Here is a 15,084-nt window from a genome sequence, read left to right on the forward strand (position 1 = left end):
TAAATAAGCTTCTGGACGACTGTTTTTGCCATGGATTTGTTACATATTATCGCCTTAGCCTTATTACAAGGCCTGACTGAATTTTTACCTATTTCCAGCTCGGCTCACCTTATTTTATTACCTATTATTGCTGACTGGCAGGATCAAGGATTGGCCTTTGACGTTGCCGTTCACGTCGGAACATTAACTGCCGTTATTATCTATTTCCGTCGGACAATTCGGGCCTTGATAGTGGACTGGTTTAAGTCAGTTGCGCAAAAGCAGACTATCGGTGACAGTAAATTAGCTTGGGCAGTGCTGTTTGGCACTATTCCTGTTGGTTTAGCAGGTTTATTTTTAGGGGACCTGGTAGAAACAAGTTTCCGCAGTCCACTTGTCATTGCGACAACCACTATCGTTTTTGGCCTGTTATTGGGCTGGGCAGATTGGCAAGGTAAACGCATTCGTAATGAAAATCGACTAAATTGGTTTGATGTACTTTTTATTGGCATTGCTCAGGCGATTGCGCTGATTCCAGGTACATCACGTTCAGGCATAACAATTACTGCAGGTTTGATGTTGGGTCTAACACGAGAGGCTGCAGCTCGTTTTTCTTTTCTGTTATCCATTCCGGTCATTGTTCTCGCGGGTGGTTTAAAAATTATTGAGCTTATCGAATCACAACTTGTGATAGACTGGTTTGCTTTATGTGCTGGCGCATTATTTTCTGCCGTTAGCGCCTATTTATGCATTTTCTTATTTCTAAAAATGCTTGATCGTATTGGGATGTGGCCATTCGTACTATATCGTCTGGTGCTTGGCGTATTATTGTTTTGGTTGTTTACTTAAATAAGGTTGACAGCTTTTTCCTTAGTGCGTAATATTCTCCCTCTTTATTTAGCCCGCCTGCGTAATTATCAGGAGCAACTCGCGGATGAAAACCATAAGTGCAAAACCAGCAGAAGTTCGTCGTGACTGGTTCGTTATTGATGCTGACGGCAAAACATTAGGCCGTATGGCTACTGAAATCGCACGTCGTTTACGTGGAAAGCATAAAGCTATCTACACACCACATGTCGACACTGGCGATTACATTGTTGTTATCAACGCTGAAAAACTGCGTGTAACTGGTAACAAAATGAAAGATAAAATTTATTATCACCACACAGGTCATATCGGTGGTATCAAGTCTATCTCGCTGGAAAAACAACTCGACAAAGCACCTGAGCGTGTTATCCAGACGGCTGTCAAAGGTATGCTTCCTAAAAACCCGCTGGGTCGCGCGATGTTCGGCAAACTGAAAGTTTACGCTGGCGCAGAACACCCTCATACAGCTCAACAGCCTAAAGTGCTGGAAATCTAATCGGATATTGTCATGGCAGATTCATACTACGCTACAGGTCGCCGCAAAAGCTCAACAGCTCGTGTATTCCTGAAACCAGGCAGCGGCAACATTTCAATTAACACTCGCACACTGGAAGATTATTTCGGTCGTGAAACTTCTCGCATGGTTGTTCGTCAACCTTTAGAGTTAGTTGACATGCTTGAAAAATTTGACCTGAAAATCACCGTTCGTGGTGGTGGTAATAATGGTCAAGCCGGTGCAATTCGTCACGGTATCAGCCGCGCATTAGTCGAATACGACAACGAATTAAAAGCTGAATTGCGTAAAGCAGGCTTTATCACTCGTGATGCTCGTGCCGTTGAACGTAAGAAAATTGGTCTTCATAAAGCACGTAAACGTCCTCAATTCTCAAAACGTTAATTGTTGGCTGCTTTTGCAGATCGAAAGAAGGCTACCCTTGGGTGGCCTTTTTTTATGGCTGGGATTCTTGCCTCACAAATAATAGGCATGTTATAAAGCCTTTTTATTAAATTCTGGCATGGAACCCAACGATGAATAAACATCTTCGTAACGCCTCAATTGCACTCACCCTCCTTCTCCCTTCTATGGCTTTCGCAGAACAAGAATCACAAATGGCTTTGTCTGTGGGTGCCTTTGAGGTTTTCGATGATAATACTGCTGCTGAGATAGGTGTTGAATATCGATTTTCCCCACAAGCGTCGGCTTTTAATTTGATTCCTACCCTTGGAGCAACGTTGACTTCTGATGGTGGTTATTGGGGCTATGCTGGTGTGAGATATGACATTTATCTCAACAACAACTGGATACTGACACCCAACTTCGCTATTGCGGCTTATGAACAAGGTGGAGGGGTTGATTTAGGTTACGATATTGAGTTCAGAACAGGTGCCGAACTTGCCTATCAGTTTAGTGATAAAAGTCGACTTGGCTTAGGTTTATATCATCTATCCAACGCTAATATCGGTGAGAATAATCCTGGTGCAGAATCATTAATTTTAAGCTATAGCTTTTAATTATCTGACTTTCTTATATAAACGCCCTTTTCCGTCGGGTTGAGTTTTAAAGCGACGATGTAACCAGAAATATTGTTCGGGCATCTGTCGAATTTGAGACTCAATCCAGTCATTTATACGTTGAGCATCGACGATATCATCGCCAGATGGATATGCCTCCCATGCAGGGAAAATTTGAATATGGTAACTACCATCTGAATTACGTTTAGGCACAAATGGCACCACTTCTGCCCCTGTCATTTTTACCATTCTGGCCGTTGCAGGAATGGTGGCCGCAGTCACACCAAAAAATTTGGCAAAGATACTATTTCTTGGGCCAAAGTCTTGATCAGGCGCATACCAGACAACTTTATTCTTACGTAATGCGCGCAACATGGCTCTGACATCATCCCGCATTACAATACCTTCGCTATGGTAAATTCGTGAACGCATCATAACGGCATTAAATAAGGGGTTCTTAAGATGTCTGAACATCACATAAGCCGGGGTTTGTAACATAATTAACCGACCACCAATCTCCATACTGGTGAAATGCCCTGTTAGCAAAATAACTCCCTTTCCCTTTGCTTTAGCCGCTTCTAAATGCTCTAGCCCTTCATAAGTGACACGTCGGCGAAGTTGCCTATCAGATGCCCACCAGCTTATCGCGGTTTCGATCATCATCATGCCTGTATTTTTAAGGATTTTCTTGACGAGATATTCTCGTTCAGCATCGCTCATCTCTGGAAAACATAACTCCAGATTTCGTCGCACCACTTTTGCTCTTGAACGCATAAAGGGTTGCATCAACTGACCGAGCAGCATACCAATACGATATTGTAATTTGGCTGGCAAATACACTGACAAACGCATAAGTAACAGCCCCAGCCAACTTAACCAAAAGCGGGGATGTAGAAATTGTTTCTGGAAAATGTTCATTCAGGTTCTGTTGCTTTCACAAAGTAGCGCCTATGCTATCATTCCTGCTTACTTTTCGCTGCTTTATGAGTCTGATTTGAGAGTTTTTTATAATATCGTTTTTACTTTAGCTGTACCTTTTATCCTACTGCGTCTGTTGTGGCGAGGCACAAAAGCCAGTGCTTACTTCAAACGTTGGGATGAGCGGTTTGCAATCACCCTGCCGAGCGTCAATAAAAGTAAGTCAGTTATCTGGGTACATGCCGTTTCCATGGGGGAAGTTGAGGCCTGTCGGCCTTTGGTTGCAGGAATCCAATCTACGTACCCTGAGCATCAGATCCTCATTACAACAATGACACCGACAGGTAGCACTCGGGTAAAAGCATTATATGCAGATAACGTTATTCACTGTTATCTACCCTATGACTTGCCGGTCATTATGCGTCGATTTATACAGGCTATCCAGCCTGTATTTGGTGTCATTATGGAAACTGAGTTATGGCCCAATCTTATTCATCATTGCCGTAAGCAAAATATTCCGTTGGTGTTGGCCAATGCAAGGATGTCTGAGCGTTCATTAAAAGGTTATCAGCGCATCCCTTCTCTAACACGAGAAATTCTACAAAGCTTTACCGTGATAGCTGCCCAAGCTCAACAAGATCGTGAGCGTTTTATAGAGCTTGGCGCCGATAGAGATAAAGTGCATGCTGTCGGTAATCTCAAATTTGAAGTCAATTTATCTCCTACTATTGTCGAGCAAGCTGAAGCCATTCGATCAATGTGGGGGAACCGCTCAGTTTTTATTGCCGCCAGTACACATGAAGGTGAAGATGAAATTGTTCTTAATGCCTCACGCCAAATCCGTGCTCAGGTGCCAGATTTATTGTTAATTATTGTTCCTCGACATCCAGAGCGATTTGATAAAGTAGCGGCTCTCTGCCAACGTGCTGGCTTCAAAATTCTTCGTCGCAGCGAAAATGGTCTCTGTCGGAGAGATATTCAGATCCTTGTCATTGATAGTATGGGTGAACTCCCTATATTTTATGCCTGCTCTGATATCGCATTTGTTGGAGGCAGTCTGGTTCCAACGGGTGGACATAATATCCTTGAACCAGCCGCATTATCTCGTCCGGTGATCGTGGGACCTCATGTCTTTAATTTTGCTGAAATTACACAGCAGTTTATTACTGCTCAGGCAGCTATCCAGGTAGATAATGCAGAAATGCTGGCTACAACGGTGATCGAATTATTAAAAAACCCTCCAAAACGCACCGCTATGGGTGAAGCCGGACAACAGTTAATCAAGCAAAGTCAGGGCGGCAGCCAACGTTTACTCAACTTAATTAAATACAATATTCATGTCTGAAAAAGACCATTATTGGATGCAGAAAGCATTAGCGCTTGCCCGTAATGCCGAAGCTCAAGGTGAAGTCCCTGTCGGTGCGATTATTGTCCTCGATGACCAAATCATTGGCCAGGGGTGGAATCAACCCATTGCTAGCCAGGATGCCACGGCACATGCTGAAATTGTTGCCTTGAGACAGGCCTGCCAGACGATGCAAAATTACCGTTTGCCAGGCTCTGAAATTTACATCACCCTTGAACCTTGCATGATGTGTGCTGGCGCACTTGTTCATGCCCGTATCGCTCGCTGTATCTACGCAACAGCAGAACCTAAAACAGGCGCTGCCGGTAGCTGCATAGATGCTTTTGCCTTACCTAATCTCAATCACCGGGTCGAATGCACAGCAAATGTTTTAAAAGAAGAAAGTAGCCAGCTCATCAAAAACTTTTTCAGAGCAAGACGTTAAAGATATCGAGCAAGTAATGCTTTCTCAGGGATATCCCCCTGATAAGGAATATAGACTTTGTGACCACTACCAGGCGCCAGTTCAATATCATGACGTTCTTTATCTAATAACTTATCGAGTATCAGCGTTTTGTTTCCTTCAGGCATAACCAGCTCTAATTTATCACCGACAGAAAACCGGTTTTTTACATCAATCTCAAGACACTGCTTGTCAGCATCATACGCCAAAACTTCACCAACATATTGTTGACGCTCATTACTGGAATAACCATGTAAATAATTTTGCTGTTCTTGAGTCGGATGTCGCTGATAAAAGCCATCGGTATAGCCGCGGTTTGAAAGATTATCCAGTTGACCGATGAGCTCAGGGTTAAATCGACGGCCAGCCAGTGCATCATCAATCGCCTGGCGATATATCTGAGCGGTGCGGGCAACATAATAGACGGACTTGGTACGACCTTCTATCTTCAGTGAATCAACACCAATATTCACTAATCTCTCGATATGCTGAATTGCCCGGAGATCTTTTGAATTCATGATGTAGGTGCCGTGTTCATCTTCAAAAATCGGCATCAACTCGCCAGGCCGATTTGTTTCTTCTATCAAATACACTTCATCTGCCAGAGGGTGTCTCTCTTGCCCGCCACAATCAGAAAAACTGTGCTGATTCATCGCATCAAAGGCGTTAAACTCAATTTTCTGTGGCGAATCATCATTATTATCACTGGCATGCGTTTTATAGTCCCAACGGCAGGCATTGGTACATGTGCCTTGATTAGGATCTCGATGGTTAAAATAACCAGATAATAAACAACGTCCTGAATAAGCAATACATAAGGCACCATGAACAAAGACCTCCAGCTCCATATCAGGACAAAGCTGGCGTATTTCTTCAATCTCATCCAACGATAATTCGCGTGAAAGGATCACTCTGGATAACCCCATAGATTGCCAGAATTTCACTGCCTGATAGTTAACGGTATTGGCTTGTACAGATAAATGAACCGGCATTTCTGGCCAGCGTTCACGTACCATCATGATTAAACCAGGATCGGCCATAATCAATGCATCTGGCTGCATTTCAATCACCGGTTCCATATCCGCCATATAAGTTTTAATTTTTGCATTGTGTGGCATCAGATTACTTGCCACAAAGAACTGCTTACCCAAAGCATGGGCTTCTTCAATACCTTGTTGCAAAACAGGCAGTTTATGGAAATCATTATTACGCACCCGCAAACTATAGCGCGGCTGGCCAGCATAAACCGCATCGGCACCATAAGCATAGGCATAGCGCATATGCTGCAAACTGCCCGCGGGTAATAATAATTCTGGCGCATTCATCGATGATTTCCCATAGAAAAAAAGTGGATAATTATAATCTAAATCTATAAAAATCCAATAAAAACAGTAGTCTCATCACAAATACAGATCGATAACGGATGCATTCAACTCAATATAAAGTAATAATCTTTGCCTGGTAAAACATTGAGGAAGCTCATTGAGACGATTGATCATTTCTCTACTTGCTATGGCCATGTTAACGGCATGTGGAGAAGCTCCACCCCAACTCGATCAAATAAAAGAGCGAGGCGAGTTGCGCGTGCTAAGCCGATACAGCCTTACCAGCTATTACGTTAAGGGCAATGATGCTCTGGCGGGCTTTGAATATGAGCTTGCTGAACGCTTTGCTGATCGCCTGGGTGTCAAACTCAAAGTCATTGTGCCTGAAAATCTCGGCACCATGCTGCATATGATTGAAGAAGGCCGCGCAGACATTGCTGCCGCCGGTTTAACCGTTACCGAACAGCGTAAAGAATTATTACGCTTTGGCCCTGTTTATCATGAAGTCACACAGCAGCTCGTCTATAAACATGGCAATATCAGGCCGAAAGATATTACTGATATCGTCAACGGCACTCTGGAAGTCGTAGCCGATAGTAGTCATGTAGAACAATTACAGGCATTACAACAAGAAATACCAGAACTCTCCTGGCGCGAGAATAAAGAATTGGACAGTCGAGGCTTACTCGAACTGGTGCAATTAGAACTGATTGATTACACCATCGTTGACTCGAATGAAATGTCAGCAAATCAGTCACTCTTCCCCGAACTGCGTGTCGCTTTTGATATTTCTGACCCTCAGCCATTAGCTTGGGCTATGGCACCCACAGATGATGAATCACTTTATCTTGAGGTAGTGGATTTTTTCCATGATATTGAAGCCTCTGGTGAACTGGATAAGTTGATAGAAAAATACTATGGCCATATTCGTCGCTTTGATTATGTCGATACGCGTGCCATTCATCGTCGTATTCAAACGCATTTGCCACAATACAAAGACTTATTCAAAGCGGCAGCAGATGAATATGGTTTTGACTGGCATCTTCTGGCGGCCATGGCTTATCAGGAATCGCATTGGAATCCAGAGGCAGTTTCAAGCACCGGCGTAAAAGGTTTGATGATGCTAACGCGATCTACAGCAAAACAGCTCGGCGTGACCGATCGAGAAGATCCAGAACAAAGTATCTTCGCTGGTGCAGCTTACTTAGCATCGTTATATAGTCGCCTGCCCGAACGTATAAAAGATCCTGACCGTACCTGGTTTGCTTTAGCTGCCTACAATACAGGTCTTGGCCATCTTGAAGATGCCAGAGTGATCACCCAAAGCATTGGTAAAAATCCGGACTCATGGTCAGATGTCAGAGAAAGCCTGCCATTACTATCAAAGAAAAAATGGTACTCAAAAACCAAACATGGTTATGCTCGCGGCAGTGAGCCGGTGAGATATGTACAAAATACACGTCGTTATTTAAATATCATCTTACATCATGAAGATATGACCACGCCTGCAGCACCATCTATACCTGATGTAGACGAAAAATTACCTGCAGCCTTATAAAAAAAGCCCGGTGAACCGGGCTTTTTTCTATTACTTCTCAGATGATTTTTCTATCAGGAAATTCACAACGTTAAATAACTCAGGTACCCCGCCCGCTGTACTGGCATCCGTACGATAAGCACCATTAACAATAAAAGATGGTACGCCTGTGATACCTGACGTTTGGCTCATGACAAGCGCTTTTTTGACTTTTGCTTTCACACTGAAAGAATTCATTGTTTTCTTGAACTCTTCACGGTCAATACCTTGCTCAGCAACAAAATCAAGCAGTTGATCTTCAGACGTTAAACGGCGTTTTTCAACGTGAATCGCATTGAATAATTTTGAATGAATTTTATCAAGATTACCCATAGCTTCAGCGGCATAATACACTTTTGCCAACTCTAACCAGCTATCACGGAAAATCGCAGGCACTTTCACAAAGTGTACATTTTCTGGCAATGTTTTTTTCCAGGCATCCACTTCAGGCTCTAATTTAAAGCAGTGTGGGCACGTGTAAGAAAACATTTCAACGACTTCAATTTTATTATCGTCTGGTGTCGCTAGTTTCTCAGTAGTCGGAAAATAATGGGTGCCTTCAACGAAATTCATCGGCACAGCAGAAGCTGCCGTTGAAACCAGGCCTAAAAATAGTCCTGTCGCAAGGGTTTTCATTAATTTCATCATCGTTGAGTATCCTTTATTTTCAATTAATTATTACAATGTGCCATACGAATGAAGGCCACTTAAGAACATATTGACACCAAGAAAGGCAAATAAGGTCACGAATAACCCAACGATTGCCCACCATGCCATAGGTTTCCCGTTCCAACCTTTCGTTAAACGCATATGAAGCCAAGCAGCGTAGTTCAGCCAGACAATTAATGCCCAGGTTTCTTTGGGATCCCATGACCAATAACCACCCCAGGCTTCTGCCGCCCATAAGGCACCTAAAATAGTTGCTAGAGTGAAGAAAGCAAAACCCAAAGCAATAGTCTTGTACATTAAGTCATCCATCAGACCTAATTCAGGCATCGCCTTAACCCAGCGGCTGTCAGGATTAACCTGCTGTCTCCATACCACCAGCAAATAGGCCACACCTATCATCGCTGCCATGGAAAAAGCACCGTAGCCAATAAAATTGGCAGGCACATGAATTTTCATCCAGTAGCTTTGTAGTGCTGGCACAAGCGGCTGAATCTCATGAGCATTTCGTTCAAAGCTATACCAGAGTTGGAAAATAACCGCGGCGCTAATCACCAATAAAACGAAGCCACCCAAACTACGGGTTTGATAACGACGTTCATAAAACAGATATAACAAAGCAGTCACTACCGAAAAAAGAATAAAGACTTCATACAGATTACTGACAGGGATATGGCCAATATCCGCACCATGCAGATATGACTCACGCCAACGCACCATAAGTCCGATCATACCCATCGTAACCGCTGCCCAGGTTAAGCCGGTACCGACTTTTTCTGTAAAACCGGAACGAAAAATATTGCCAGCGAAATACGTCAACGTCGCCATCACAAATAAAGCACTCATCCACATAAAGGCAGACTGACTGGCAAGTATGTAATTGAGCCAGAAGTTAGATTCTCCCGCTTGCAGGTTTTGGCCATACAATGAAACAGCTATCAAGCTAAGCGCTGCAACTACCAGGCTGTGCCAACGAAACCCCGGCCAATATTGTCCAAGAAAACCCATCCCGATTGCTGTCAGAGCAATGATGGTAATTTCATAATAATCGAGAATCTCGTAATAAGTACCTATTAAACCGACACTAACTAATACCATTAACACACGCCAGAACCAGGCTGCCCATGGTGTCTGTTGCGTCGAGTTCATTGTTGAGAGGTGTGCTGTCATATATTGTGCCTCATCCCATAGCAGAAACTAAGAACATCATGCTTAGTCAGAGTTCCGCGACTCTGACTGAAGTTTTGCTTTGATATCCTCAAAATAATTATCAAATTCGCGAGGGTTTCTATTCGTCATCCCCGCCAGATAAATTTGTGATTTACCTTCTTTTTCAGTAACCCAGGCCCAGAAACGTCGCTGTGGTAAATAAAATAATAAAAACACACCCGCGATGAGGAATGCACAGCCTAAATAGACAATACTTTTTCCTGGCGCATGCGCTATTTGTATGCCTGTTGACTGAATTTGATGGTAATCGGTTAATTGCAAAAACACGGGAGAACCGTAGCGCGGTAAACTGCCTATCGCGTCAATCGCATCCTGTAGAAACAAAATCTGAGACTGATTAACTGTCTCATTTTGTTGCAAATCCAAGCCTGAAAAGTAAATACGGCCCAACATTTCTCTTAACATCGCTAAATAAGCTGGAGCTAAGGCATCACGCTCGGATTCTGGTAAGGTTTTTTCGATAAAGTCACTCACTTCACCAAAACCACCGCGGTTAAACATCTCAACCAAGGTTTCCAATGTTTTTTGTAAACTTTGTGCTAATACGTCATCATCCGTCGTTTTTAGGCTGGCAAGCGTAGCTTGTTTCATTTCTTCAGCAGCTTGCTTAACCACGGTTTCATCATGTAATCGTTTCAGGAAATGATAGAAGCCTTCCAGACCGTCATTATCATCAGCAGGTATATATAGATAAGCAAACTCCTCTGCTGGTGAGCTACGCACACCACTTAAATAAAAATATCTGCCATCACGTTCTACCGGATTCATATAATTCTGATATTCCAGTGCTTCACCGGTAGGGGCTCGAAGCTTGAATCCGACGCTTGGACCAAAATTGCGTACATTCTGCGGATTATCTTCGGTAGGATCCGGATTGATATTGAAGGGTCTAAAGTCGGTGATTTCAAGCTGCATTTCTTTATCACCCCACAACATTTGCTGAGTATCAAAGACTTTTGTCTGCAAGCTGACGGGCTCACCTTTTTCTGAAAACAAAGGCCATGCTTTTAATGTCAGCTCAGAGCCACCATCACCGAAGCTGGCCTGGTAGATGGCATAACCTTTATAGATAAGTGGGTGGTTGACCGCAATCGTCGCCTCAAGTGGCTTTTTCAAATCGGGATCATGAATGACCAAATCAGATTCAAACGACTTCGGCTGCCCGGTTGGGTAATGTTCTATACGAAACTCTTTTACTTCGATGGTGAAAGGCAAGTTTTGCACTAAATACCCATCACGCATGGCCAGATAAGCGACACTCGCTGCTCTGCCTTCCGGAATACTGACACTGCCTCTGAAGGCTTGCGGACCGACAGGAAGACGGCTTTCTTTTGGAATTTGTGGCAAGGGTAAATTACGCGTTTCAACATGAATGCGCCCCTGCCATTCGGCAAGTTTTAATGGTAAGTTGCTATCAAACAGACCGCCTACACAGATAACAATAATCGCCACATGCGTCAGTATGTATCCAAGACGATTCATGCCACCGCGCATTGCAGAGACTAAAATACTGCCATTCTTATCCGTTATTCGAGTTCTGTAACCATTGGATGAGAGTGTAGATTGAAGAGATTCTACCGTTTGTGCTTGAAGCTGAGGCACTTCCCATTCGCTACGATGATGCATTGACCGTAACGATTTCAGTTGCACATTGGTTCTCAGATTGAACATATCCTTGAACATTGAAGGCGCGTGACGAAACACACATACGGATGTCGAGATCACCAGTAAAGCTAGGATGGCTAAAAACCAAATCGCACTGTAAACATCATATAAGCCCAGCTTTTCAAAAACGTCAAACCAATACGGGCCAAACTTTATAAGATAATCAGGATAGGGTTGGTTTTGCTGAAGAACGGTGCCGATTACAGAGGCGATAGCTAGGGTGATCAATAAAGTGATCGCTAATTCCATCGTACCTAAAAAGTGGAAAACCCGCCAAGCGAAACTGCGATGAGAAACTGATGAATCCTGATTTTGTGACATGGGGTGAGCCTTGAAACGAGTTCCGTTACTCGATTTTTTAATATTCTCTGCATAGCTAACAGACTTAGCTATGCAGAGAAAATGTGACGATTATTTCAAACCAAAGACATAAGCAGAAACCGCTTTAATTTCAGCTTCACTCATTTTGCTAGCCACATCACGCATCATGCCGTTAGGGTCATTGGCTCTTTCCCCTTTAGCAAAAGCATGAAGTTGAGCTTCCACATAGGTGCTGTATTGTGATGATAATTTAGGCCACTTTGCTGCTGGCACACCATTACCATTTGGACCATGACATGCCATACACGCAGGAACGCCAGTTTCTTTATTACCCGCACGGAAGATTTTTTCACCAGCTTCGACTAAATCTTCAGAAACGGCACCAGGCGCCATTTTTTTACTGGCAAAATAGGCCGCTAAATCGGCCATATCTTGCTCTGATAAATTCGCCACCATCGGTGCCATCAATGCGTTTTGACGCTCACCGCTTTTAAAATTAGCTAATTGTTTTTCGAGGTATCCGGCATTTTGTCCGGCTAATTTAGGAAAGGCATCTGACAAACTATTTCCATCTGTACCATGGCAAGCCGCACAAACAGCCGCTTTTTGCTTACCAGCGTTAATATCACCAGCCGCCATTGCCTGAGCACTCATCGTAACTGCCACGCCAAGCATGACCATCTTCAATAATTTTTTCATTATTTTATTACCTGAAAACTAAGCTAAATCATCATCGAGAACTTTGGGTATGCTACTCTTATTAGGATAATTTTTCACCCAAAATGGTTCCATGTCACAACTATATAGAAAAGCTTATTATAACGGCAGTGCCACCGAGCTGTCCCAGCTACCGGAAGATAGTGGGTATGAGGTTGCGTTTGCTGGCAGGTCAAATGCCGGAAAATCCAGTGCAATCAATTGCATAACAGGCATCAGCGCGCTAGCAAGGACAAGTAAAACGCCAGGTCGCACACAAATGATCAACTTCTTCAGCTTTGATGATCAGCGAGCTTTAGTCGATCTTCCCGGCTATGGCTATGCCAAAGTCCCTGAAAAAATGAAGTTAAAATGGCAGCATACTTTGGCTCAATATCTAGAAACACGTCAGTGTTTGCGGGGAATGATGCTAATGATGGATATTCGTCATCCATTGAAGCCATTTGATATACAAATGCTCACCTGGGCTAATCAGGCGGATTTACCGGTTCATATACTGCTGACTAAGTCTGACAAACTCAAAAAAGGTGCCGGTAAACAAAGCTTATTATCTGTAAGAAATGAATTGCAAAAACTGTCATTAAAAGCTTCTGTGCAGCTTTTTTCCTCGCTCAACAAATCTGGTAAAGAGGAAGCTATTCAAAAGCTAGATGACTGGTTTGAAGTCACTGATGATGCGATCCCCCCTACTGTTGACTAGATCTTATTAGCCATGAGCAAACAACGACTTAAAAGCCGACGTCAGTTTCTTCAAGGCACGGCTTTAAGTAGTGTTTTTCTTGGCTTTAGTTTACCCGTTAAAGCGCAGTCATCATTAACTGAACTCCAGCAGATACTGCCTGAGTCGATGCTAAAACCAGGCGCTAACTTTAGTAATTATGGGCAGCCTTCTATTTACGAAAAAGATATCATTCGCTGGATATCGGCCAACCCCAATGTGCCTGGCAACGGTGTCTCCTGGACACCTTTAGAAGAGTTACAAGGCACCATTACTCCTAACGGCCTGCATTATGAACGTCATCATAATGGTGTGCCTGATATCAATCCATCGACACATGAAATCATGATAGACGGTTTAGTCGATACCCCTTTAACCTTTTCGATTGATGCCTTAAAACGTTATCCACAAACCACAAAAATCTGCTTTATAGAATGTGGCGGTAATAGTAATGCTGGCTGGCGTAGTTCTCCCATCCAATCTGCTGCAGGTTATGTGCACGGACTTGTTTCTAATGCTGAATGGACCGGTGTGCCACTCAGACTTTTATTAAATGAATGTGGTGTCCAGCCGAAAGCGAAATGGGCGATAGCAGAAGCCGCCGATGGTGCCGCACTCAATGTCAGCGTTCCTATTGAAAAACTAATGAACGATGCAATATTGGCGCTGTATCAGAATGGCGAACGCCTGCGACCGGAAAATGGTTATCCTGTCCGGTTGTTGCTGCCTGGTTGGGAAGGCATCGTCAATGTGAAATGGCTAAGGCAATTAACATTAGTTGAAGAGCCTGCGATGACCCGTGATGAAACGGCTCAGTACACTGACTTATTACCTAGCGGTAAAGCTAGGCAATTCAGTTTTCCCATGCAAGCCAAGTCTCTTATTACCAGCCCTTCAGTTGGTATGACACTGCCGGATAATCCAGGTATTTACCAAGTTACTGGGCTTGCCTGGTCGGGTAATGGCAAAATCAGCAAAGTCGATGTCTCAGCTGATGGTGGTAAAACCTGGGTGGAAGCTGAGCTCCAGGCCCCAATTCTGGATAAAGCCTTCACCCGCTTTAGTCTGCCATGGCAGTGGCAAGGTCAATACGCCGTATTACAAAGCAGGGCAACGGATGAAACAGGTTATCAGCAACCGACTCGTGAAGCGCTTATCACCGAACGTGGAGACAACAGTTTTTTCCACTACAACGCTATTGTCAGTTGGGAAGTTAATGAAGACGGTCAGATTAGTCATATCTATCTTTAATAGATATCTCATCTTTGTTTTACTATTTCCTGCGACACTTGTCGCCGAGCCACTCTTTCAGCCTTTGGGCAAAAATGCTGAACAAGCATCGCAGCAATCAGCATGGAACCTCACTATTACACCGGATGGAAAAAACTTACCCGCAGGGCATGGTAATGCACAGCAAGGGGAGCAACTGTTTAAACAACACTGTGCAAGCTGTCATGGGTTTGGTGCTATAGGCGCCAGCGCAATGCCTCTGGTCGGAGATGTCGGTTCATTAACCGAGGAGTATCCAGAGAAAACGGTAAACAGTTATTGGCCTTATGCAACAACACTTTACGACTATATTCGTCGTGCGATGCCACCATCAGCCCCTTTTTCTCTAACAAGTAATGAAATCTACGCACTTTGCGCTTATATTTTAAATCAGGATGATATACTCAAGAACGATGTGGAACTCAATGAAGTCACACTACCTCAGGTAAAGATGCCTAATCGGGATGGGTTTTCTCCCGTCTATCCAAACAAACGCTGAAATAATTTAAGGAT

At 43.6% G+C, this 15,084-nt stretch carries 16 protein-coding genes; 10 read left to right on the plus strand and 6 right to left on the minus strand.

Annotated features, from left to right (window positions below; all coding sequences use genetic code 11):
* Nucleotides 1-30 precede the first annotated feature (30 nt).
* From B2248_RS03970 to B2248_RS03985, 4 genes are all read left to right on the plus strand, one after another.
* A complete protein-coding gene (locus B2248_RS03970) occupies nucleotides 31-828 on the plus strand; it encodes an undecaprenyl-diphosphate phosphatase (protein WP_007146941.1) in 798 nt (265 codons plus the stop codon).
* 85 nt (nucleotides 829-913) lie between these two features.
* A complete protein-coding gene (gene rplM, locus B2248_RS03975; RefSeq protein WP_007146942.1) occupies nucleotides 914-1,342 on the plus strand; it encodes a 50S ribosomal protein L13 in 429 nt (142 codons plus the stop codon).
* A gap of 12 nt (nucleotides 1,343-1,354) precedes the next feature.
* Complete coding sequence (gene rpsI, locus B2248_RS03980; RefSeq protein WP_007146943.1) at nucleotides 1,355-1,744, plus strand: 30S ribosomal protein S9; 390 nt, start codon at nucleotides 1,355-1,357, stop codon at nucleotides 1,742-1,744.
* A gap of 131 nt (nucleotides 1,745-1,875) precedes the next feature.
* Entirely contained in the window at nucleotides 1,876-2,358 is a 483-nt protein-coding gene (locus B2248_RS03985; protein WP_273178685.1) for an acyloxyacyl hydrolase, read from the plus strand.
* Here the strand turns inward: B2248_RS03985 and lpxL are convergent, their stop codons facing one another.
* A complete protein-coding gene (gene lpxL, locus B2248_RS03990) occupies nucleotides 2,359-3,276 on the minus strand; it encodes an LpxL/LpxP family Kdo(2)-lipid IV(A) lauroyl/palmitoleoyl acyltransferase (RefSeq protein ID WP_273178683.1) in 918 nt (305 codons plus the stop codon).
* A gap of 76 nt (nucleotides 3,277-3,352) precedes the next feature.
* Here lpxL and waaA point away from each other — a divergent pair, with 76 nt between their 5' ends.
* Nucleotides 3,353-4,621 carry a lipid IV(A) 3-deoxy-D-manno-octulosonic acid transferase gene (gene waaA, locus B2248_RS03995; RefSeq protein ID WP_273178681.1) on the plus strand — a complete coding sequence of 423 codons (1,269 nt, stop codon included), beginning with the start codon at nucleotides 3,353-3,355 and terminating at the stop codon, nucleotides 4,619-4,621.
* On the plus strand, nucleotides 4,614-5,066 hold the full coding sequence (gene tadA / locus B2248_RS04000) for a tRNA adenosine(34) deaminase TadA (protein WP_040576640.1): 453 nt from the start codon (nucleotides 4,614-4,616) through the stop codon (nucleotides 5,064-5,066). Before waaA ends, tadA begins: the two co-directional genes overlap by 8 nt.
* Here tadA and yegQ read toward each other — a convergent pair.
* Entirely contained in the window at nucleotides 5,063-6,409 is a 1,347-nt protein-coding gene (gene yegQ, locus B2248_RS04005) for a tRNA 5-hydroxyuridine modification protein YegQ (protein WP_273178678.1), read from the minus strand. The genes tadA and yegQ overlap by 4 nt on opposite strands.
* A gap of 157 nt (nucleotides 6,410-6,566) precedes the next feature.
* Here yegQ and mltF point away from each other — a divergent pair, with 157 nt between their 5' ends.
* A complete protein-coding gene (gene mltF / locus B2248_RS04010) occupies nucleotides 6,567-7,967 on the plus strand; it encodes a membrane-bound lytic murein transglycosylase MltF (RefSeq protein ID WP_273178676.1) in 1,401 nt (466 codons plus the stop codon).
* A 30-nt stretch (nucleotides 7,968-7,997) separates the two neighbouring features.
* On the opposite strand, the gene B2248_RS04015 is transcribed toward mltF, so the two are convergent.
* The 4 genes from B2248_RS04015 to B2248_RS04030 all read right to left on the minus strand — a co-directional run bounded on the left by B2248_RS04015 (nucleotide 7,998) and on the right by B2248_RS04030 (nucleotide 12,566).
* Complete coding sequence (locus B2248_RS04015; protein ID WP_007146950.1) at nucleotides 7,998-8,633, minus strand: thiol:disulfide interchange protein DsbA/DsbL; 636 nt, start codon at nucleotides 8,631-8,633, stop codon at nucleotides 7,998-8,000.
* Nucleotides 8,634-8,663: 30 nt separating this feature from the next.
* Complete coding sequence (ccsB, locus tag B2248_RS04020; protein WP_273178674.1) at nucleotides 8,664-9,821, minus strand: c-type cytochrome biogenesis protein CcsB; 1,158 nt, start codon at nucleotides 9,819-9,821, stop codon at nucleotides 8,664-8,666.
* Nucleotides 9,822-9,863: 42 nt separating this feature from the next.
* Nucleotides 9,864-11,867, minus strand: coding sequence for a cytochrome c biogenesis protein ResB (locus B2248_RS04025; protein WP_273178673.1), 2,004 nt, complete (start codon nucleotides 11,865-11,867; stop codon nucleotides 9,864-9,866).
* Nucleotides 11,868-11,957: 90 nt separating this feature from the next.
* Nucleotides 11,958-12,566 (minus strand): c-type cytochrome, encoded by a 609-nt coding sequence (locus tag B2248_RS04030; protein ID WP_007146953.1) that lies wholly within the window; start codon nucleotides 12,564-12,566, stop codon nucleotides 11,958-11,960.
* Between the two features lie 91 nt (nucleotides 12,567-12,657).
* On the opposite strand from B2248_RS04030, the gene yihA reads away from it, so the two are divergent.
* The 3 genes from yihA to B2248_RS04045 are packed head-to-tail and all read left to right on the plus strand — an operon-like array spanning nucleotide 12,658 to nucleotide 15,070.
* Nucleotides 12,658-13,284 (plus strand): ribosome biogenesis GTP-binding protein YihA/YsxC, encoded by a 627-nt coding sequence (gene yihA / locus B2248_RS04035; RefSeq protein ID WP_040576641.1) that lies wholly within the window; start codon nucleotides 12,658-12,660, stop codon nucleotides 13,282-13,284.
* 12 nt (nucleotides 13,285-13,296) lie between these two features.
* Entirely contained in the window at nucleotides 13,297-14,553 is a 1,257-nt protein-coding gene (gene soxC / locus B2248_RS04040) for a sulfite dehydrogenase (protein WP_273178669.1), read from the plus strand.
* Complete coding sequence (locus tag B2248_RS04045; RefSeq protein WP_273178668.1) at nucleotides 14,519-15,070, plus strand: c-type cytochrome; 552 nt, start codon at nucleotides 14,519-14,521, stop codon at nucleotides 15,068-15,070. The genes soxC and B2248_RS04045 overlap by 35 nt, the downstream gene beginning before the upstream one ends.
* Nucleotides 15,071-15,084: the final 14 nt, after the last annotated feature.

The sequence above is a fragment of the Methylophaga sp. UBA2012 genome, assembly GCF_002335235.1.
In the GTDB taxonomy this organism is placed as follows: domain Bacteria; phylum Pseudomonadota; class Gammaproteobacteria; order Nitrosococcales; family Methylophagaceae; genus Methylophaga; species Methylophaga thalassica.